The organism is Sphingobium sp. EP60837 (assembly GCF_001658005.1).
GTDB classification, from domain to species: Bacteria; Pseudomonadota; Alphaproteobacteria; order Sphingomonadales; family Sphingomonadaceae; genus Sphingobium; species Sphingobium tyrosinilyticum.
The window spans coordinates 661754-681938 of the sequence record NZ_CP015987.1; the positions used below are offsets into that span (position 1 = coordinate 661754).

Here is a 20185-nt window from a genome sequence, read left to right on the forward strand (position 1 = left end):
TTGCTCAGGGGTCTCCATCGGGCGAAGAGCAACTCTCCGCCCGATCCGATCCGTTTTATTCGGCAGCCAGTGTCGTCTGTTCCCGGAAATAGGGAATGACTTTTTCGCCGATGTTGCGAATCGTTTCCATGATCACTTCATGCGGGATGCCGCCCATCTGGAACATGAAAAGGATTTCGTCGGCGCCGGCATCCTGAAGGCGCTTGATCTGGCGGATGCAGTCCTCCGGCGTGCCGTAGGCATCCTCGACCACTTCGAAGCTTTCGGTATGATGGCCACCAACAGCGATCTTTTCTTCCGACAGCCAGGCCACGGTCTCTTCCTTATGGCGCTGAAGCGCGGCGAGGCTTTCGCTGGCGTCGAGGTCCTCGACATCGGGGGCTGGGCCGCCCGAATACCAGTGACCGAGCGATTCCACGAAGAAGCGCTGCCCGCGCAGGCCGATGCGGCGCGCCTTTTCGCGGTCTTCCAGCACGACGGCGGGGCAAAGCGCGGCGAGATGCTGCGTCGGGCGATAGCCGACCTGATCCTCGGCTTTCCGGTTCGCGAAAGCCTCGCGATAGATGGCGTTCTTCTTAGCGATATCTTCCGGGCCTGCGAAGCCCAGAACCAGCGCACCGATGCCGCGCGAACCGGCGGTGACCAGCGTGTCGGCGCGGGTGCAGGCCATGTAGATCGGCGGATGCGGATCCTGCAGCGGACTCGGGTGGATCGGACGGAAGGGGATCTTCACGAACTGGCCGTCATGCTCGATCTCGCCATGCTTCAGGATCTTGGGGATCAGATACATGGACTCGTCGATCATCGGCGGGAGGTCTTCGAGATTATAGCCGAAGGTGCCCGCTTCCTGCTGCGTCCCGCCCTTACCCATGCCGAAATGAACGCGGCCATTAGACAGGATGTCGAGCGTCGCGATTCGCTCTGCCACCTTCACCGGATGGTTCATCGCGGGCGGCAGGCAAACCACGCCATGGCCGATGCCGATGCGCGAGGTGCGGCCGGCGAGATAGGCGAGGAAAGTCTCGGGCGCTGACATATGGGCATATTGGGTCAGCGCGGTATGTTCGACCGCCCAGATCGTGTCGAAGCCCATTTCCTCGGCATAGACTGACTGTTCGACGATGTCGCGAAACACCTGCTGTTCATTCGCGCGCGACGTGTCGGCCATCTGCGCTTCGTAAATGATCGAGAATTTCATCATCTTCTCCACAATTTTCTTGTCGTGGAGCAAGGCTATGCGCAGTGGCAGGCGGCGGCATCATCCAAATGGATCAGATTTCATATTCGCTGCCGGCGGTCCTAAGCAATGTGATGAGTTGACCCTGGCGATGGGTGCCGGTCTTCGCGAATATGGCGCGTAGGTGAGATCGGACGGTATTATAGGCAATGTCGAGCGCTACCGCCGCGTCTGCGAGCGATGCGCCCTGCGCTAGATGCAGCGCCAGTCCTGCTTCGGCGCGGGTCAGCTGAAATCGTTCCCGCAGCGCTTCTTCGGATAGCCCTCCCGGCCTGCTTGGATCGGCGATGAACAGGGCGATCCATGCCCCATCACCATAAGCTGAGGACGGCACCGCGCGGGCACGGGCATGGAGCGGCTGCCCGTCTCCCGCGGCGACTTCGAACAATATTTCCTCTCCCGCCGGTGGGGGAGAAGCGAGAATGCGGTTGATCGTGGCGGCGGCGGACCCCGTTCGCGGCTGCAGCTTGCCGCTCTGCTCCGCCACGACGTCGGCTTCCTCCAGCATCCTCATGGCCACCGCATTGCGCCTCAGGATACGGCCTTCACGGTCCAGGATCAGCGTGGCGACCGCCAGGCCCGCCATGGCGCTGCTGAACAGCTGGCTTTCCGCCTGAGTGGTGGTGAGGCGGGCGTGCAGGTCCAGCGCGATGCGCAGATGCGGGATCAGGCGGGTGAGCAACGCCCGTTCGGCATCGCCGAATTCGCCCTCCTCATCAACCCGCGTCAAGCGCAAGCGGACGGCGACATCGGGCGGCCGATGGAGATCGACGCCCAATATCTCGACGCTATGCGCCACATTCAACCAGTCGCGGAATCGCGCGGGGATATGGCTGACAAAGTCGCGGAAAGACACGACCTGTCCTTCTGGCAGGCCCACAAAGGGGTCGGCTTGCGATATCTTCTGATATTCCTGTGTGCGTTCCGGGTCAGCGCCGGGCGTAACATGCGCGTCGATGCCAGCATGCCCCCGGCCGATGAGCAGCGTGGCGAAAGTCGTATTGGTCGCGGCCGCGAGCGTGCGCAGAAAATCTTCCCACGGCGGCGACCGGGTCAGTCCGCCATAGAGAGTTTCGAGCAGGTCGGCAAAGGCAGTGTCGTCGCTCATCGATCAGATCATCCGCCTTGGCCGCGGCAGCGGGTTGCGCCGCCGCGGCTCTCCCCCCGCGTCAGCGCCGCAGGGCCAGCGTGATGCTGTAGCGGCGCGGCGGCGAATAATAGGCTTCGGTAAAGCCAAAGCTGGTGGACGCGTCATAACCCGCCGTGATGATGCGGCGATCGGTGATGTTATCGACGCCCGCCCGCACCGACAGGCCACTGTCCGCAAGGCGCAACTCGGCGCTCGCATTGAGGATCGCATGGTCGGGCTGCCGCAGCAGCGGCGTGTTTTCGGCATCGACAAAGACCTGGCTCTTATAGGCGGCGTCGAGGCGGAAGACCGCGTCCACATCTTCGCTGAGCGGCGCTTCATAAACCACGCTCGCATTGGCGGTGATGTCGGGCGCCTGTTTCAGCTTGCGGTCGCTGACATCCGTCGGGACGCCGTTGATTACCGAAACATAGTCCAGATATTTGGCGTCGAGCAAGCCAAGCGCGCCGGTCACAGTGAAGCGCTGCGACACCTTGAACGCGCCTTCCAGCTCGATACCCTGGATGCGCGAGCGCCCGGCATTCTCGTTCCGCACGACGATCAGGCCAGTAGTCGGGCTGACCGTGGACACCAGGATCTGCTGATCGCGATATTCGTTGCGGAACACGGCGAGGTTGATCGTGGCGACGCCGCCGAAACCCGCCTTCAGACCCGCTTCATAAGCGGTCAGATATTCCGGGTCATAGGAGCCGATTTCTTCGACCGAGGTGGGCCGCCCATTGAACCCGCCCGACCGGAAGCCCCGCGAATAGGAAGCATAGGTCATCAGGTTCGGCCGGAACTTGTAAGAGATCGACGCGCGCGGCGTGAAAGCGTCCCAGCTCTTTTCCAACGTATAGCTCGGCGTGCCAGCCAGCAACGGCTCGCCCGAATAAATACGCATCGCCGACTGGAAGAACTTCTTCTTTTCCCATGTGTAACGCGCGCCAAGCTCCAGCGAAAGACCGTCAGCCAGTTCGTAATTGCCGTTCGCGAAAAGCGCGAGATTGTCGGTGCGCTGCCGATTGCGGAAGTCGATGTTGAAGTCGAGCGACGAGGCCGGGATAGCGAAACCGGGCGCAATCGGGAAGGGGTCCAGGCCCGCTGCGACCAGCGCCGGATAGAGCCCATCCGCCACGATCAGCCGCGTATTGTCGCGGGTCTTCTCGCGATAGGCGAAGGCGCCCAGCAGTAATGTGCCGCGCCCACCCAGATCGAGCGAAAGCTGCAGTTCCTGGCTGATCTGCCGCGCGCGTTCATCATGGATATCGCCCGCATAATTGATCGCCGCCGATGCGTCGCCGTCACGCCCGAACAGCGCATCGACATAGCGGTAGGCGGTGATTGACTTCAGAGTTGCTCCGCCAAATTCCTTGGTCAGGGTCAGCGATGCGTTGACTGCGTCGGTTTGGTCTTTGTTGAGCGCAGGCGTGCTATCGGTCCGGTCTATGTCGCCGGGCACCGTGCAGCAGGGTGCAAGGAATGTCGATTGCAGGATCGAAAAGAAGGTCGGGGTGAAGGCGATCATGCTGTGCGGCGCACTATGCTGCCGCCGGCGCAGGCCATCGACCTGCAGCACTGCGTCCAGCCCTTCGCCGTCATAATGGAGCGCGACCTTGCCCGCGACGACATTTCGGTTGCCCAGATTCTTGCCCGAGGGAATCTTCTGCCAGCCCTCGCCGAATTCGCCGAGCGCCGCGACGCCCAGCGACCATTGGTCGGACAAAGGCGTTTCGGCATAGACCCGTCCGCGCACCGTGTTGAACGAACCATAGCGCAGGTCGGCTGTGATCTTCTGCTCGCGACCCGGAATGGCCGACACGATGTTGATCGCGCCGCCCACGGTATTTTTCCCAAACAACGTGCCCTGCGGCCCGCGCAGTACTTCTATCCGGTCGATGCCCAGCAATTCGGTCGTCGCGCCAAAAGTGCGCGCGACATAGACGCCATCGATATAGACGCCAACCGCCGGGTCTGATGTGATGATGAAGTCATTTTCGCCGACGCCGCGAATGAACGGCGCGATGCCGCCGCTGTTGCCGCCCTGACCTGGTGTGAACTGGATATTGGGCGCGATCTGGCCGACCTGCGTCACATTATCGAGGCCACGGCTGTCGAGTGCTGAGGCATCGACGGCGCTAACCGCGATCGGCACGTCCTGTAGCCGTTCCTCGCGGCGGCGGGCGGTGACGACGATGTCGCTACCCTCTGATGTGGCCGCTCCAGGCGCACTGTTCTGCGCCAACGCCAGTCCGGGCGCTGCAAGGGCAATGAATGAGACTATCGGATAAAGCGTCTTGCGCATGGTTCCCTCCCCAAAAACCGTTTTATTTTGCCGGCGACTATAGTGCCGCCATTCCCATTCTCCAGCGGGCCGCTGCAAAAATGCAGCCGGTGTTGCGTCTAAGCATCATCAGGGTACGGCGGCGTCCACCCAAGCCCGCTTCTGCGTTCGTCGGGCAAAACGCCATCCGGCAGCGGTGCGCGTCAGTTCGTCCTCGTACCAGAGGCCGATATGATTGTTCTGCTCGCTCCCGTCCGACCCTTTGGCTGTCATCACGACATGCGCCGCCGAACGGACCGACGCGCTGTCTCCATCGAGGTTGCACATGATGCTGGCGGTCGAATGGTAACTGCCTGTCAGCCCCTCCACCACAGGCCGTAGAAAGGCGATCAGCATATCCGCGCCGCCCTTTGGACCTCCGAAGGCCGTGAAATCGACCTGCGCATCATCTGCGAACAGGGCGCGCAGGTCCTTCCACCGGTGCTGATCGATCGCATGGCAATATCGGGCCAACAGCTCATTTATGGCCAGCCGATCGGCGGTCTCTCGTTCGTTCATATGGCCCCCTTCCGACGCGTCAGGCGGCTACCCATTCGATCAGATGGCTGATGTCACCGCGTTCTTCGGGTTTGCGGCCGGCCTTTGCAAGATGATGGGACGTAATCTGTGCGGCAGCAGCGAGCGGCCGGATCATTTCGAACACGCGATCATATTCGGTGCTGGCGATTTTCCACACACCGTCTTCGCGCCGGTAGATGTCGCGATAGATGGCGCTGCCAATCGTGTGGCTGCGCATTTCCAAGTTGATGAAGATATCCTCCAGATACCATAGGCCTTCTGCGCTGTCCTCGCCGGTCAGGGTGATTTCCGGCATATGGCCATGATGCATGGCGACCGCGTCTGAATGGAAGCTGTTGGCAAGGAAATTCAGCATGTTGTCGCGCCCTTGCAAGCGAACCCGGTACGTACCGCCGCGATAATCGACGCTAAGGTCTTCAGTGAACAGGCCGCTCAGCAATTCGATATTGGCAGTGTCGATGCCCCGGAAATAACGGTGTTTCAGGGTGCGAATGTCTTCTAAGTCGCTCAGTTGCTGCAGGGTGTAGGCCATGAACCTCTCCATATGGTGACGCAATTTTGTGCTTGTTCTGCCTACCTATACCCGATCTGCGTAACATTCTGCAATGATGACTGCATAATGGCTGGCGAACTACAGGATGGATTGAGTATGGAGCGTTTCTGTGGTGATGCGCCTCGCTGCGCATTCATGAAAGAAAGGATTGGGCTGTGGGCGAGACGGGTGTGGGCAAGGTAGCGATCGTCACGGGCGGCACGCGCGGAATCGGCGCGGCGATCGTGCGGCGGCTGCTGGCGGAAGGCTATGCGGTTGCGACATGCGGACGCACTGCGCCAGAGGAGCCGATCGGCGTCGACGGGCGGACGGCCGAGTTCGAGGCGTGCGACATTCGTGATCCCGCAGCCGTGGCTGGCTGGATCGAGGCGTTAGTGGCGCGTCATGGCCGGATCGACTTGGTCGTCAACAATGCCGGGGGATCGCCGCAAGCGGAGGCGGCCACCGCCAGCCCCCGCTTTTCCGAACGTATCCTGCAACTGAACCTGCTCGCTCCGCTGCATGTCGCGCAGGCGGCTTATCCGTATCTGAAGGCGGCGAGCGGCTCCATCGTCAACATCGCCAGCGTATCGGGAGCTCGGCCTTCGCCCGATACGGCGATTTACGGCGCGGCAAAGGCCGGACTGCTCAGCCTCACCACCAGTCTGGCGCAGGAATGGGGACCGGAAGTACGCGTGAACGCGATCATCGTCGGCCTCATCGAAACGGAGACGGCGGAGATGACTTACGGCACGCGGGCGGCGCAAGAGCGCATTGCCGCATCGCTGCCGCTCGGCCGTATGGGCCGGGGCAGCGACATTGCCGAAGCGGTGGTGTTCCTGGGTTCGCCCGCCGCGGCTTATATCAGCGGCGCGAAGCTCGAAGTGCATGGCGGCGGCGAACGGCCGCTGTTCCTCGAAATCGTCAAGGAAGAAGCCGGTAAGGCTTGATGCGGCCGGGGCGGGCCCAAGCGGCTCGCCCCCATTTCTGCCCCGCTGTGCCGCTCCCCTAATCTGAGCAATGGGACTAGCTTACCCCCCGTTCGCCCTGAGCTTGTCGAAGGGCTCTTCTTCTCCAGAATGGAAGAAGGGCGATGAGACGCTGACTTAAGCCTCCTTAAGCTTCGCTCGCCCAACCCTGCCATCATAAGCGTCGACGTCGGCTTGCGGCCGGGCCGCTCGCGCAAGGTCGCTTGGATAATGGCTCGCAGCGCGCCAGAAGAGCCATCCCCCCAGCACCGTCAGGATCGACATGGACATCAGGCTGATGCGCAGCGACTCCGCGCCGAACCGGCCGGTCAGCAGATCGCTCACCACGCCGCCCAGCACTGGTCCGAGCGCACTGCCGATCACATTGATGATAACCACGAGCATCGCGGTCGCCTGCGCCCTTTGTTCGGGCAGGACCAGGCGAGCCGCCGCGCCAAATGCGGGGCCGGCCCACATCGCCGACATCATGCCTGTCAGGATTGAAAGCAGTGCAACACCGGGGATGCGGAAATCGCCAATATGGACGGCCGCGCCGCCGGGCAGCAGATACATGAACATGAAGAGCGGGAAGGCCAGCAGGAAGGCGATGGCGGGAACCCGCAGCTGCCAAATTTCCCCGCGCGCGCGCAGGCGATCGACAATGAAGCCGCTCAACATGCTGCCGGTGATGCCGCCGATGGCCGCGCCCACGCCGAGCCACGAGCCAGCTTCGACCATGGTCATGCCGTGTGATCGCATGAAGAAGGCCGGTTTCCAAATAGCCGCAGCATAGCCGAAGATATTGAATGTGCCGACGCCCAGCGCGAGGAGGCGCAGCGAGGGGATGGCCCAGAAACGGCGAGCCGATGCCCACAAACTTTCACTGGGCGCCGATTGGACCGTCTTGGCGGCCCTCACGCGGCGCGGGCCCGTCAACCAGAGAAGCAGCGCCAAGGGGAAACCAGGGATTGCAAGGGCGTAGAAGGCCCAACGCCAACCCCACAGCGCTCCGACTGCCGCTCCGCCAGTCAGGCCGAGCACGACGCCGACATAGGTCGCCGATGACAGGACGCCCATCGCCCCCGACCGGCGCCGCTCGTCATAGAGGTCGGCCAGCAGAGACTGCGCCGGTGGCAAGCCGCCTGCCTCACCGATGCCCACGATCAGCCGGGATACAGCCAACTGCGCCATGCTGCCCGCAGCGCCACAAGCGGCTGTCGCAGCGCTCCACAGCGTTGCCGACAATGTTAGCACGCCCCGGCGCGACCAGCGGTCGGCCACTCTGGCAAGCGGCATGCTGAAGAGCACATAGCTCACGATGAAGCCAGGACCGCCGATAAGGCCCAATAGCGAATCGGTCGCCCCGAATTCCGCCTTGATCGAAGGGATCAGCACCGAGAACACATGCCGGTCCGCATAGCTGAGCGCGTTGATCGCCAGCAGCAGCAATAGAATATACAGGGCATAGGCCGGGCGCGCAGGCCGCTCTTCGCTTGGCAGCATTCCTCTTTCCTTAGCTAGTTGGCAACGGCGATGCCGCAGCCCTGCAGGGATGGCCGGACGGTGGGTAGAGCGCAAGCGGCTTGCAAAAGGAATCCGCCAGTGCGGAGCGGAAGCTTCTCATCAAATAGCTGCTGCAGATGGCCCTTGAGGCGCGTGACCCGCCAGGGCGACGCGCTTCATCACACGGCGCGTGTCATAATCAGCGATGGCGCAATGTTGGGTCGAGCGATTGTCCCAGAAGGCGACGTCACCAACATTCCAGGAAAAACGCACCTGGAATTCTGGACGCTTCACATGGTTGAGCAGGAAGTCGAGAAGCATGCGGCTCTCCTCCCGAGAGACGCCGACTATCTCCGTGGTCCAATTGGCATTGACATTCAGCGCCTTGCGCCCGCTCACCGGATGGACTTCGACCAATGGGTGGATGGCGGTTGGGAAACTGTGTAGCTTCTCGCCAAGGGCCTCCCGGATCGGTTCGCTGCGCGCCGCCAGCGGCCGGATCGAATGAAGCGCGCTAAGGCCGTCGATCAGCTTGCGGATGGGCTGGGACAGCGCATCATAGGCGGCGACCGAACTGGTCCAGCATGTGTCGCCGCCTATTTCCGGCTTCACCATACATTGCAGGATCGATCCCATCGGCGGCGCTTCCAGATAGGTGCGATCGCGGTGCCAATATTCAGCGCCCTTTCCCTTGGCGGAATCGCTTTCCATCCACAGCACTTCGCGGTTAGCCGATGGCTTAGGCTGGATTTCCGAAATGTCGAGCGTGCCGAAATAACGCCCGGCGCGCATATGCTCTTCTTCCGACAACGGCTTCTGATCACGGAAAAACACGACATAATTGTCAAACAGGGCGTCCTCGATCGCGGCGACGGTTTGGGGCGGCAATTCGCCCGACAGGTCCACGCCTCTGATTTCCGCACCGATCGTCCCGGTCAGCTTCTTCACTTCGATCATGATCTTTCCTCCAGCGGCTCAGGCCGGGTCCAGTGCAGCGCCCGGCGCCACCACATGGCCGGGCATCGCGCCCGTCAATTCACCATTCAGCACGATTGGCTCGCCATTGACGATCGTCGCCTTGATCCCCGTGCCCAGCGCCTTCCAGCGGCCGATGCCGCCCGGCAGGTCGTGGATGAACTCCTTGCGCCAAGGGCCGATCGTTTCGGGGTCGAAGATCATGATGTCGGCCCAGCCGCCGACGCGCAGCGTTCCGCGATCGGCAAAGCCCAGCATGCAGGCAGGGACCTGCGTGATCTGGCGAATGCCTTCCTCCAGCGTCCAGCGCCTGCGGTCCAGAACCCAGGATCGCAGGAAATAGGAACTCCAGTCCGCGCCATCGTCCTTGTGCAGGTGCGCGCCGCCATCTGATACACCCACGATCATATTGGGATGCCCCTGCGCCACATCGACCGCTGCGGCCCATTCGGGACTTTCGGTGCGCCAGCGGAAGCTGGTACGCAGATCCTCGTCCAGGGCCAGATCCAGCATCGCGTCCATCGGCGCGACACGCCATTCTTCCGCCAAGGCGGCGATGGACTTGCCCTCGACCGATCGGTTCCTTTCCTCGGCGACCTGAACCACATACACGTCGCGCCATTGCGGAGCGGGCAGGGTAGTGCCCTTCGCCGGGTCGCGGTTGCAATTTTCGACCGCGTGGCGCACCCGATCGCGCCAGAGAGTGTCGTGCAGCGCAGCCCGCCGCTCGTCTTCGGGCAGGTTCAGCAACTCATTGAACGCGAAACAGGCTTTATAATGAACATTGTTCGGGCCGATTTCGACCGTACGGTCGAATGGGCGGCTCATCAGCAGGGAATAGACCGGCGTGCCGCGCGCGGTCGCCTCATCCAGGAAGCGCGAGGCAGCCTCCCATCCTGCGGTGGGAACATCCACCTTGCTGCGCCCGCCGATCCCCTGGATGATGATAGGCAGGCCCGACGCCGCTCCCATTTCCAGCAGCAGGTCATAATCCTCCTGCGTCATGCCGCCGATGGCGCTGGCGGGCAGATAGCAGATGGTGCCGGGGCGCGCCTTGCCCGCGAAGGCGCAAAGAGCCAGCAGTTCCTCCCGGCTCGCCCTACGCGAAGGAACCGGCCGCCCCTTGATATCAAGATGTGTCGGCGCAGCGGAGGAGGAGAGGCCCGCTGCACCGGCCTTGATCGCTTCATCGACAACCGCCTGCATGGCGGCGACTTCCTCCACTGTCGCATCGCGATCATAGGCGCCTTCGCCCATGACCCAGCGGCGGACGTTGGAATGTCCGACATAGCAGGCGAAATTGACGCCCAGATTCCCTTCCAGCGAAGCGAGATATTCGGGAAAAGTCTCGAAATTGCCCCAGGGCACGCCTGAGAGGGCGATGGGATTCATGTCCTCGACGCTGGCGAAAATATCGGTCAGGAATTCGCGATCACCGCTGCGAACCGGCGCAGCGGAAAAGCCGCAATTGCCCGCGAGTACCGTCGTCACGCCATGGAAGCAGGACATGGTGGCGTAAGGATCGAAGGTGATCTGCGGATCATAATGGGTGTGTGGATCGACGATGCCCGGCGCGACGATCATTCCGCTGGCGTCGATCTGCCGCCGTGAGGCAGCGCCCTTCAGGTGGCCAAAGGCAGCGACGCGCCCGTCCTTCACTCCGATGTCCACGCGGCGGCGCGGCAGGCCGGTCCCGTCAATGACGAGACCGCCAGTGATGATGAGATCGAATATCTGTTCTGTCATGACCTAACCGGAAACATTCAGCTTATTGCCGAATGATAATTCCGTATTTTGAAGAAAGATTATAGTATGGCACGGGCTTTGCCGGATAGCCGGAATTGGCGCAGCGGCCCGCGCGCGGCATGCTTCGGCATCGCCGAGTCTGTGCTCTAATTCTGTTAGAGGGCTGCAGTGGCGGGAGCGTCGATCCCGAGCAGTTCGCGCCCCGCAATGAAGGCGCTGATGCGGGCACAGGCTTCGCGCAGTCTTTCGCCCATCACCATGACGTCCTTGCCCTTCGCCGGCTGACTAAAACCCAGCAGGTTCAAGCTGAACGCGACCTCCTCGCCCCGGCCGAATATGGGAGCGGAGATGAAGGCGAGATTGTAGCTCGCACTCGGCTTCAACTCGGGTGCCGAATAATCGGTCATATCGCGGCGGCTCTGCAGCGCCAACGCGCTTTCCGGGCTGTCGAGCGGAGCAAGCCGCACGCCGAAGGTGAAGCCTTTAAGGCGTAAGAATTCCAGCGTCCGGAGCGCTGCTTTCCGACCCTGTGCGTCAAGAGGGGGCGCCGCGCCATCAAGCCAGCGTTCAACCATCTCCCCGTTGCTCCAAGCCATGAAGACATTGCCAGCAGGAGCGGTCGCCTTGTGCGCTGACCGCGCGTTGGCGTTCCAGGTGATGTTCGAAACGGAAGCCGCGCGTTCATGGACGATGACATCCTCGCCCTTCAGGAAGGATGCGGAACAGACGACATCGAACTCATCGGCAAGCAGGCGCATTTCCGGCCGCACGACCTGCATCAGCGCCTGTATCGTCAAACGCGGTTGGGCGATGCGGCTGACAGCCGGGCCGATGACATAGGATTTGGCCGCTGTGCGATAGACATAGCCCTCCTCGGCCAGCGCGCCCAACAGGCTGTGGCAAGTCGCGCCGCTGATCCGTAGCGACTTGGCGATTTCAGTGAGCGTGAAGGCTTGCTCCGCATGACCGCCAAGGAAATTGAGGACGGCCACCACGCGGGCGATAGGCGGGGAAGAGGGCATGAGCAGCAATAATCCTGAACTTCGCGGCTCCTACCGTCAATGCCCGCCTGATCCAATGGCTTAAGGCTGGATGGGCGAATATCCAGCCAGGCCGCCAATGCCCTTGGAAATCGTGACAGGGCTCGTCCAGGTTTGAGGGCAGGGGAGCTGATAGCCGAGATAAAAAGCGTGATATTCCTGTGCCTAAACTTCAATTGATGGCGGGCGACCGGCCGCCGTCGCTGCGAAAATTTGCGCCATTGATGAAATCTGCAAGCGGGCTGCAGAGGAATGCTGTCAGCGCCGCTATCTCACGGACGCGGCCTACGCGTGAGACGGTCTGGTGAACGATATGCTCCATCGCCCAGGCTTCGGCCTGCTTCGCTGCGTCGGGGCCGCTCCAGCCTTTTTCAGCCGCGATCTGCTCGAACCACTCATCCACCGACGGCGTCGCGATCATGCCCGGACTCACCGTGTTCGCCGTGACGCCGCTATTTGCGAACGCCTTGGAAAGTCCGACCGTCAGGTTGATGATCGCGGCCTTGGACGCCGCATAATGCGGGACAGCGGAGCTGGGCGAATTGGCGGCGGAGGACGCGAACTGGATCAACCGGCCCCAGCCCCGTTCCTTCATCGCGGGCGCAAGGCGGTGGATCATGCGCAGCGTCGCGATGGTATTTTTCTGGTAGGTATCCGCCCAATCCTGGGCGGACGCGCTCATCCAGTCCGCAGCGCCGTCGCCACCTGATCGGCCACCGGCATTGTTCACCAATATGTCGATGCCGCCAAAGGCGGCAAGCGCCGCAGCCGCGACGGCGTCAGCCCCCACGTCGCTCGAAAGGTCGCCGATCGCCACTGCGGCAGTCCCGCCGCCGTCCCGAATGGCGCGAGCGACGGCCTCTGCCCGGCCTTCATGACGGCCATGGACGACGACCAGCGCACCCTCCTGCGCCAGTTCGGCCGCGATGCCCGCGCCGATGCCGGAACTCGATCCGGTCACCAGCGCGCGCTTTCCCGTCAGTTGCAGGTCCATGCCGGTCCTGCGACATGATCAGACATTCCTGTGCTCTGCACCCTCACCACTCCATTTCGGGCGGCACGACCAGTTCCTTCACGGCCTCGGGCGCGTAGGTCCAAGGCTCGTCGAATCCCACCGAGACCGAGCTATAGCCCATCAACTGGCGCAGCACCTTGGAAGAACCCTTCATCACTTCGGGATTGGTCGTCATCGGGAAGTTGATCATCGGCTTCCACCAGGGCGGGCAGTAGCCGATGATGACTCCTGCACGTTCCAGATTGGACGAGACATTGGCCCCGGTGCCGTGCAGCAGCAGGTCGGTATAGATCAGCACTGACCCGGCGGGGGCTTCGGCGGGGACCGATTCATATTGCACGGTCCAGGATTGCGGTTCGGTATCGCGATGACTGCCCGGCACCACGCGGGTCGCGCCATTTTCCTCGACGAAGTCATCCAGGCACCAGATGAAGCGGGTCTGCGCCGCCCCGGCGACCAGAGGCACGGCGCCGCTGCGGTCGCGATGGATGCCTTGCTGAGCGCTGCCGGGCCGCGTGACGTTCGCGCCATAGCTGTGCACTAGATAGGATTCGTTCAGCGTCTGCGGCCCCAACAATTCCTTGGTGATCTGCAACGGCAGTTCATGTTCTAGAATGTCGCGGAAGAACGCATGGCGGTTTACCAGCTGCGACCCGGACATGCGGCGGTTAAGGTCGTCATTGTCGGTATAGAAACGGCGTACCCGCTCCTCGTCGATGGCTTCATCGCGCGCGATCTCCGCAGCCAGGAAGTCCCGCATCTCGCGCGCCTTTGCCTTGGTGAACACCTCTGCTGCGATGGCGTAACCGGCACGATCCAGGTCCGCCCTGATCTGGTCCCGGTCGGTGGTAGGCTTAGGCAACGGACCATCAAATTCGAGCGGCTTTACAGGGCGCGTATCACCGCCGCCCATGTCTTTTGTCACCTGCTTCTTTGCGTTTCCCACTGCCATGTCCATCTCCTGTTTCAATTTCACGCGGGGCCGCTGCCCCGATGATTGTTTCAGCCTGCCGGCAGTCGGCCGACGTCCGCGCCATCGCGCGACCAGCGCCGCGCCCGGTCTAGCGCTTCCTGCCGCTTTGCTTCTACCGCATCATGCCGTGCCTGTGCGAGCGCGGCTGTTGCTTTGGCCGTCGGCACATGCGTGCAAAAAACCGGCATGCCGGGCTGCTGCCGCCACGACTGAGCGAGCGGCCCGGCATCGATGCCATCGAAGCCGATCAGGTCCGCCAAGGCGACCGCCCGCGCCTTCGCCGCCACGTCATCACCTGCGACCGGCAGGCAGATGCGGTCTGGCGCGCCAGGGGGCCGGTGCGCGTCGGCGATGCGGCCTGCATGGATGGTGTTGAACATCTTGATCACCGGACGGCCGATCTGCTGTTCGACCCACTGGCTGTCCGGCATCCCCGCATCGATCTCTGCGATCGTTCCGTCGCGGAGCCGGGGATAATAATTGCCCGCGTCTAGTACCACCGTCTCCGTACTGGTGCGCGCGAACAGCCGGGGCGGCAGCTTCGCGACGGCATGCTGCGGAATAGCGATCAGCACGAAGTCCGCCGCGCCTGCCGCATCCTCCAGCGTTCCCGGCGTGATGCCCAGCCGCCGCGCATGGTCGGTGAGCGAAGACGGCTCGCGCGAATTGGCCATGACAACGTCGTAGCCAATCGCCTTCAGCCGTCCCGCAACGGCGCTGCCGATATTGCCCGATCCGATGATCACAGCCCGCGGCATGACGATCTCAGGCTCCCGTACCCGCCGCTGCCGCTTCCCGCCGGAGCAAGCGCGCCGCCAACGCCCAATGCCATGCACCCAACGGGAACAGCACCGTGATGCTCATCATCGCGTCGCGCAGCCCCATGGCCGCGTTGTCGCCCCGCAGCTGCGCGAACCAGTCGCTCAGCAAACCCGTCATCAGCGGCCCCATCGACACGCCGATCAGGTTGGCGGCGACGATATAGACTGCGCTCGCCCGCGCACGCATAGCGACGGGCGCCAGGCTTTGCGTCAGCGCGATCGACGGCGCGGTCCACAGCGCGCCCAGGATGATGGCAGGGATCAGCATCAGCAGCGCGCTCTGCCCACTCCCCATCAGCAGCGCGACGATGTAGAGCGGCCCACACAGCAGAACGCCCGCGATCGGCAACCATAGGGCCATATGCAGGCCCGACCGGCTGAGGCGCGTCCCCTGCCATCCGCCCGCCCATGTGCCGAGCGCGCCGCACAAGCCGGAGAGCAGCCCTAGGCTAAGGCCGACCTGCGCCAGGTTCATGCCATGATTGCGGATGAGGAAGGATGGCATCCACGCGGATATGCCCGTCTGCGCGAAGGCGATGGCGGCGCTGCCCGCGATCACATGCACGAAGGCGCGTCGCCGGCCGAGTATACGCAGCCCCTGGAGGAAGTTCGCAGGCGGCTGATCCTCGCGCCTGTCATGGTGCGTCTCTTCTGTGCCGCCGCGCGCCGGTTCGCGCGCGACAAGCGGAAAGATGATGGCCATCACTATGCCCGGCAGACCCGCGAGCAGCAGCGCTGTGCGCCAGTCGGTCGCCTGCGCCACGACGCCGCCGATCGACAGGCCAGCCATTACCCCGACAGGCACGCCGATCGCGAACAGGCCCGCCGCCGCAGGTCGCTCGCGGGGCGGATAAAGATCGGAAATCAGCGAATGGGCGGCAGGCGCAAAGCCCGCTTCGGCTAGGCCGACGCCCATGCGCGCACCGAAGAACTGGGTGAAGCTGCGCGTCAGGCCGCACAGCGCCGTCATGACGCTCCAGCTCGCCGTGAACAGTGCGATCAGCCGCACCCGGTTGACGCCGCGATCGATGACATGGGCGATCGGAATTCCCATCGCCGTATAGAAGAGCCCGAACGCCCCGCCCGTCAGCAGGCCCAGCTCCCAATCCGCCAGCCGGAAATCGGCCTTGATCGGCTCCTGCAGGATGATGACGATCTGCCGGTCGAGATAATTGAGGCTGTAGATGAAGGCGAGCATCAGCAGCATCGCGGTGCGCCGGCGCTTCATCGATCCGTCGACTGCGGCGGGGCCATCGGCCGCCACGGCTGGAAAGGCATCGGGCGCCGTCAGCGGAACTTGATTTGTCATCGCTCTCCTTTGCCGAATCCTGTCCCGCGCATCGCCGAGCAGGATCGGCCGCTGGCCCGCAGGATCAATGTGTGCGAGCAACTTTCCGCGCATATGGAAGCCTGCGCCTTACGCTCGTGGGAGGCCCAGATGATGCTGCGCGATGATCCCGCGATGCACTTCGCTGGTGCCGCCATAGATGGTCTGGCCGATCGACTGGCGATAGGATTCCTCGATCTTCGCCAGCGCAGGCGTTTCATGCCGTAGCGTGCCCGGCGCTGCCAGAGCCGCCAGGTCGCCCGCATCCTCCATGTAGATTTCGGTCGCGAACATCTTCGCCATCGGTCCGATCGAGCGGTTCATTCGCCCTGCCTCGATCGCCCATGTGACGCGGCGGCACATCAGGTCCGCGATCTCCATATGCGTTCGCGCGCGCGCTAGCCGCGCCCGCACCGCCGCCTTGTCGATGGGGCGCACACCCTTCGCATCGGCGTTGCTCGCCCAATCCACCGCCGCCTGCATCAGGCTGTGATGATAGATATGATAGCCTTCGCCGCCATGCTCGATCTCCATTGCCGCTGCCATGACCTTCAGGCCGCCATTGACCTCGCCCAGCCGGTAACGGTCCGGCACCCGCACCTCGTCGTAAAAAGTGATGTTGGTCCGTTCGTCCTGCAGCGTATCGACGGGCTGGGTGGTGATGCCGGGCAGGTCCATGGGAAAGAAGAAGATCGTGATTCCCTTATGCTTGGGCGCGTCCGGATCGGTGCGCGCCAGCATCAGGATATAATCGGAGATATGCGCTCCGGTCGTAAACATCTTCTGCCCGGTGATGATCCAGTCATCGCCATCGCGAACGGCGCGCGTGCGCGCCGCATACATGTCCGATCCCGAACCCGGCTCGGTGAAGCCCAGGCAGCCAAGCGCCGATCCGTCGGCCAGGCGCGGCAATATCTCCGCCTTCATTTCGGGCGATCCAAACTTCATAGTCATGCGTGCGCCCATATTGGTGCAGCCGATCGGGATGCGGGAAATGCCGAACTCCTCGAACACGCGGCCCAGGGCGGTGACTTCCGTCGGGCTGCGATCCTGCCCGCCCCACTCCTTCGGCCAATCCGGGTAGGCGAGGCCCGCTGCCGCCAGTTTGCGGTGCAGCTCAGGGATATGGCCGTCCGTCGAAGCCCTTGCCTGCTCCCGCACTTCAGGCGTCACAGCGGTTTCCAGGAAGCGTCGAACCTCTGCGGCGAAGGCCTCTTCGCCGGGCGTAAAGCCCATCTCCACGCCGGTTTCGCCAGCATCGGGCAAAGCGGCCCGCGCCCCCGCCCACAGCCGATCGCCCGCCACGACAAGCCGATCCTCCGGATCGCCCTCCGCCAGCGCCACCCGGTCGATCGCCAGGAAGTGGAGGTGGATGTCATATTCGTCAGACAGGCCATAGCCTCCGAAAGTACGCAAAGCGCGTCGCACGGCCGAGCGCGCGGTCGTCGCGGTCCACCAGCTGGTCATGGCGGACAGGGCCCCAGCATCCGCCTGTCCTTGGGAAATGCCCCAGATGCTGCGCCACAGCAGTAACCGGCCGCCTTCCATGTCCGTGATGGAGTCGGCCAGGGGGAAGGCCACGCCCTGGAACGCGCCGATCGGCTGGTCGAACTGCTTGCGTTCGGTGGCATAGGCAGAGGCCATTTCGATCGCTCGCGTGCCCGCGCCGACCAGCCAAGCCGATCGCAGCAACGCGCGTTCGATCAGCGCCGCCTCGAAAAACTGCCTCGCCGCATTGCCGCTGCCGATCAGCTGCTTCTTGCCATCCGGCCGAACGGCATGGAGTGCGTCGTCGTCCCAGATCAGCTGAGCGCATCCTAGCTGCGGGTCAAAGCTGATCGGTGCGCTCAGCGATTCTTCAAGCAGCTCGGCCGCCGCTTGGCCCTCCAGCGCCCCCAGCAGGCCGCATGCGGCGATCCCGTCCGCGATGGGAATGGGGGCCGCGCCCCGGCCCGCCGCCTCACAGATCAGCGCGGCTTCCATCAGGCCCATGCCCAGGCCGCCCTTGCCCTCGGGCGCGCGCATCGCCACAAAGCCCATGTCAGCCGCTTCGCGCCAGAGCGCCGCGTCGGCCCCGCCCCTGGACGCTCGCGCGGCATTCACCACCTCTTCCCGATCGAAAAAGCGGAGCGCCGCTTCCTGCATCATCACCTGCTGTTCGTTCAGTTCGAGGTCCATCTATATTTCCACCTTGTTCGCGCTCCCATGCTTGGCCATCCTGCAGGTAGCGATGTCAATTTGGCGGCGCAGTGCTTCCGGTCACGCGGAAGGGCGGGGGTAACGGATGTCCGCCGCGCGGATTGCGCGCAACCAGCGGTGCAGGAGACTTTATCTAATGGCACAATTTATCCGTTATGCGGTCGAGGACCGCGTCGCCACGATCACGCTGGATCGCGCCGACCGGGCGAACGCGCAGAATGAACCCTTCCTGCATCAGCTGAACGAAGCATGGGAGAAAGCGGCCGAGGACGAGTCCGTCCGCGTCATCCTGCTGCGCGCAGAGGGCAAGCATTTCTCCGCCGGTCATGACGTCAGTCCGGAAGCCTTTCGGGACGGGTCCTTCAACCGAATCCGCGAAACGATACCCGAACGCGGCCTGCTCGGCATCCATGAATGGGAAGCAAAATATTATCTCGGTTATTCAAAGCGCTGGCGCGACATTCCCAAGCCCTCGATAGCGGCGGTGCAGGGCGCGTGCATCGCGGGCGGCCTGTTGCTCGCCTGGCCGTGCGATCTCATCATCGCGGCGGACGATGCACGCTTTTCCGATCCGGTCGTGCTGATGGGCATCGGCGGCGTCGAATATCATGGTCACACATGGGAACTTGGCCCGCGCAAGGCGAAGGAGATGCTCTTCACCGCTAAGCCGATCAGCGCGATTGAGGCGGAACGGCGCGGCATGGTGAACCGGGTCGTGCCGCGCGCCGACCTGGATGCAGAGGCGCTCGCGCTCGCCCGCGAAATCGCGCAGATGCACCCCCATGCGCTCGCCATGGCCAAGCGCGCCGTCAACCAGACGCTGGACATCATGGGTCAGAGCGCGGCGTTGCAAAGCTGCTTCGACATTCATCAACTCGGCCATGCGTCCGCTTATGGCCAGACTGGCGAGTTCATCGTGGCCGGCATGGACAAGGTGAAGTCGCACGCATGAGCATCCTGACGCAAATTGGGGATGGCGTTGCGACGCTGACGCTGAACCGGCCGGATCGCCTCAACGCCGTCACGGAAGCCATGCTGGACGAAATCGCGCTGACGCTGCGCGCCTGGTCGACTGATCCGTCGATCCGCTGCGTCGTGCTTGCCGGGGCAGGGCGGGGCTTTTGCGCCGGTTATGACCTGTCGGGCGACGGCAAGGAGGAACGGGCGGAGCCGATGCGTCCGGACGAGGCGGCCGCGCGCATGACGCTGCATGCCGAAATCCCGCTGTTGCTCCACCGCATGCCAAAGCCCACCATCGCCTGCATCCGTGGGCCGGTGGCGGGCAGCGGGCTGGTCATGGCGGCTGCCTGCGACCTGCGCGTCGCGTCGCGGACGGCGAAGTTCAAGCTCGCCTTCGCCAGCGCCGGACGCTGCGGCGATCCGGGCGGCAGCTTCTTCCTGACTCAATTGCTCGGCGCAGCGAAAGCACGCGAGATGTTCCTTCTCGACGACCCGATGACCGGCGAAGAAGCGCTGGCCGCAGGGCTCATCACCCACCTTACCGACGATGAGGCACTGGATGCCGAATGCGCGACCCTTGCAGCCAAGCTGGCAAGCGGACCAACTGCCGCCTACGCCGCGATGAAACGCAACCTCAACGCCGCGGCGGCTGGCACGCTCGACGAAACCATGGCGCAGGAAGCGGTCGCTAACGCCCAGATCAGCCTGCTGACCCACGACGCCAGCGAAGCAGGCAAAGCCTTCATGGAACGCCGCCCGCCGCGCTTCCTGGGTTATTAAGCGCGTTTATTCTAACCTCCGTTCGCCCTGTTTGGCTGAGCCACTTGTCTCAGCCAAATGTCGAAGGGCGCTTCTCTCCTGTTCCGCCATTGTGGAAACAGGCCAAATCTATGCCGA

17 protein-coding genes are annotated in these 20185 nt (G+C 63.3%); 3 read left to right on the forward strand and 14 right to left on the reverse strand.

The genetic code is table 11. From position 1 onward, the window contains the following. Positions 1 to 55: 55 nt before the first annotated feature. The 5 genes from EP837_RS15965 to EP837_RS15985 all read right to left on the reverse strand — a co-directional run bounded on the left by EP837_RS15965 (position 56) and on the right by EP837_RS15985 (position 5761). A complete protein-coding gene (locus tag EP837_RS15965) occupies positions 56 to 1198 on the reverse strand; it encodes an LLM class flavin-dependent oxidoreductase (RefSeq protein WP_066531691.1) in 1143 nt (380 codons plus the stop codon). Positions 1199 to 1271: 73 nt separating this feature from the next. Then, the gene (locus EP837_RS15970) at positions 1272 to 2345 is read right to left on the reverse strand and encodes a helix-turn-helix transcriptional regulator (RefSeq protein WP_066530796.1); all 1074 of its coding nucleotides are present in this window, start codon (positions 2343 to 2345) and stop codon (positions 1272 to 1274) included. A 61-nt stretch (positions 2346 to 2406) separates the two neighbouring features. Then, on the reverse strand, positions 2407 to 4671 hold the full coding sequence (locus EP837_RS15975) for a TonB-dependent receptor (RefSeq protein ID WP_066530798.1): 2265 nt from the start codon (positions 4669 to 4671) through the stop codon (positions 2407 to 2409). Between the two features lie 108 nt (positions 4672 to 4779). Then, a complete protein-coding gene (locus tag EP837_RS15980) occupies positions 4780 to 5208 on the reverse strand; it encodes a nuclear transport factor 2 family protein (protein ID WP_066530800.1) in 429 nt (142 codons plus the stop codon). A gap of 19 nt (positions 5209 to 5227) precedes the next feature. Beyond that, positions 5228 to 5761 (reverse strand): nuclear transport factor 2 family protein, encoded by a 534-nt coding sequence (locus EP837_RS15985; RefSeq protein ID WP_066530803.1) that lies wholly within the window; start codon positions 5759 to 5761, stop codon positions 5228 to 5230. Positions 5762 to 5937: 176 nt separating this feature from the next. On the opposite strand from EP837_RS15985, the gene EP837_RS15990 reads away from it, so the two are divergent. Continuing rightward, entirely contained in the window at positions 5938 to 6711 is a 774-nt protein-coding gene (locus EP837_RS15990; RefSeq protein WP_066530807.1) for an SDR family oxidoreductase, read from the forward strand. Between the two features lie 156 nt (positions 6712 to 6867). On the opposite strand, the gene EP837_RS15995 is transcribed toward EP837_RS15990, so the two are convergent. From EP837_RS15995 to EP837_RS16035, 9 genes are all read right to left on the reverse strand, one after another. Beyond that, positions 6868 to 8232, reverse strand: a complete 1365-nt coding sequence (locus tag EP837_RS15995; RefSeq protein WP_066530810.1) for a spinster family MFS transporter — start codon at positions 8230 to 8232, stop codon at positions 6868 to 6870. 120 nt (positions 8233 to 8352) lie between these two features. Further along, positions 8353 to 9189, reverse strand: coding sequence for a TauD/TfdA dioxygenase family protein (locus EP837_RS16000; protein ID WP_066530812.1), 837 nt, complete (start codon positions 9187 to 9189; stop codon positions 8353 to 8355). Between the two features lie 18 nt (positions 9190 to 9207). Further along, positions 9208 to 10953 carry an N-acyl-D-amino-acid deacylase family protein gene (locus EP837_RS16005; protein ID WP_066530814.1) on the reverse strand — a complete coding sequence of 582 codons (1746 nt, stop codon included), beginning with the start codon at positions 10951 to 10953 and terminating at the stop codon, positions 9208 to 9210. A 155-nt stretch (positions 10954 to 11108) separates the two neighbouring features. Further along, positions 11109 to 11975, reverse strand: a complete 867-nt coding sequence (locus tag EP837_RS16010; RefSeq protein ID WP_156518657.1) for a helix-turn-helix domain-containing protein — start codon at positions 11973 to 11975, stop codon at positions 11109 to 11111. A gap of 190 nt (positions 11976 to 12165) precedes the next feature. Next, on the reverse strand, positions 12166 to 12987 hold the full coding sequence (locus tag EP837_RS16015; protein ID WP_066530817.1) for an SDR family NAD(P)-dependent oxidoreductase: 822 nt from the start codon (positions 12985 to 12987) through the stop codon (positions 12166 to 12168). 43 nt (positions 12988 to 13030) lie between these two features. Next, on the reverse strand, positions 13031 to 13960 hold the full coding sequence (locus tag EP837_RS16020) for a phytanoyl-CoA dioxygenase family protein (protein WP_197486354.1): 930 nt from the start codon (positions 13958 to 13960) through the stop codon (positions 13031 to 13033). Positions 13961 to 14010: 50 nt separating this feature from the next. Beyond that, the gene (locus tag EP837_RS16025) at positions 14011 to 14817 is read right to left on the reverse strand and encodes an NADPH-dependent F420 reductase (RefSeq protein WP_156518661.1); all 807 of its coding nucleotides are present in this window, start codon (positions 14815 to 14817) and stop codon (positions 14011 to 14013) included. Further along, positions 14747 to 16111, reverse strand: coding sequence for a spinster family MFS transporter (locus EP837_RS16030; RefSeq protein WP_197486355.1), 1365 nt, complete (start codon positions 16109 to 16111; stop codon positions 14747 to 14749). The genes EP837_RS16025 and EP837_RS16030 overlap by 71 nt, the downstream gene beginning before the upstream one ends. A 108-nt stretch (positions 16112 to 16219) precedes the next feature. Beyond that, entirely contained in the window at positions 16220 to 18307 is a 2088-nt protein-coding gene (locus tag EP837_RS16035) for an acyl-CoA dehydrogenase (RefSeq protein ID WP_066530824.1), read from the reverse strand. 157 nt (positions 18308 to 18464) lie between these two features. Between EP837_RS16035 and EP837_RS16040 the strand changes: the two genes are divergently transcribed. Together EP837_RS16040 and EP837_RS16045 are read left to right on the forward strand one after the other, a co-directional pair. Beyond that, a complete protein-coding gene (locus EP837_RS16040) occupies positions 18465 to 19280 on the forward strand; it encodes an enoyl-CoA hydratase (RefSeq protein WP_066530826.1) in 816 nt (271 codons plus the stop codon). Then, positions 19277 to 20068 (forward strand): enoyl-CoA hydratase-related protein, encoded by a 792-nt coding sequence (locus tag EP837_RS16045; protein WP_066530828.1) that lies wholly within the window; start codon positions 19277 to 19279, stop codon positions 20066 to 20068. Before EP837_RS16040 ends, EP837_RS16045 begins: the two co-directional genes overlap by 4 nt. The last annotated feature ends 117 nt before the right edge of the window (positions 20069 to 20185 follow it).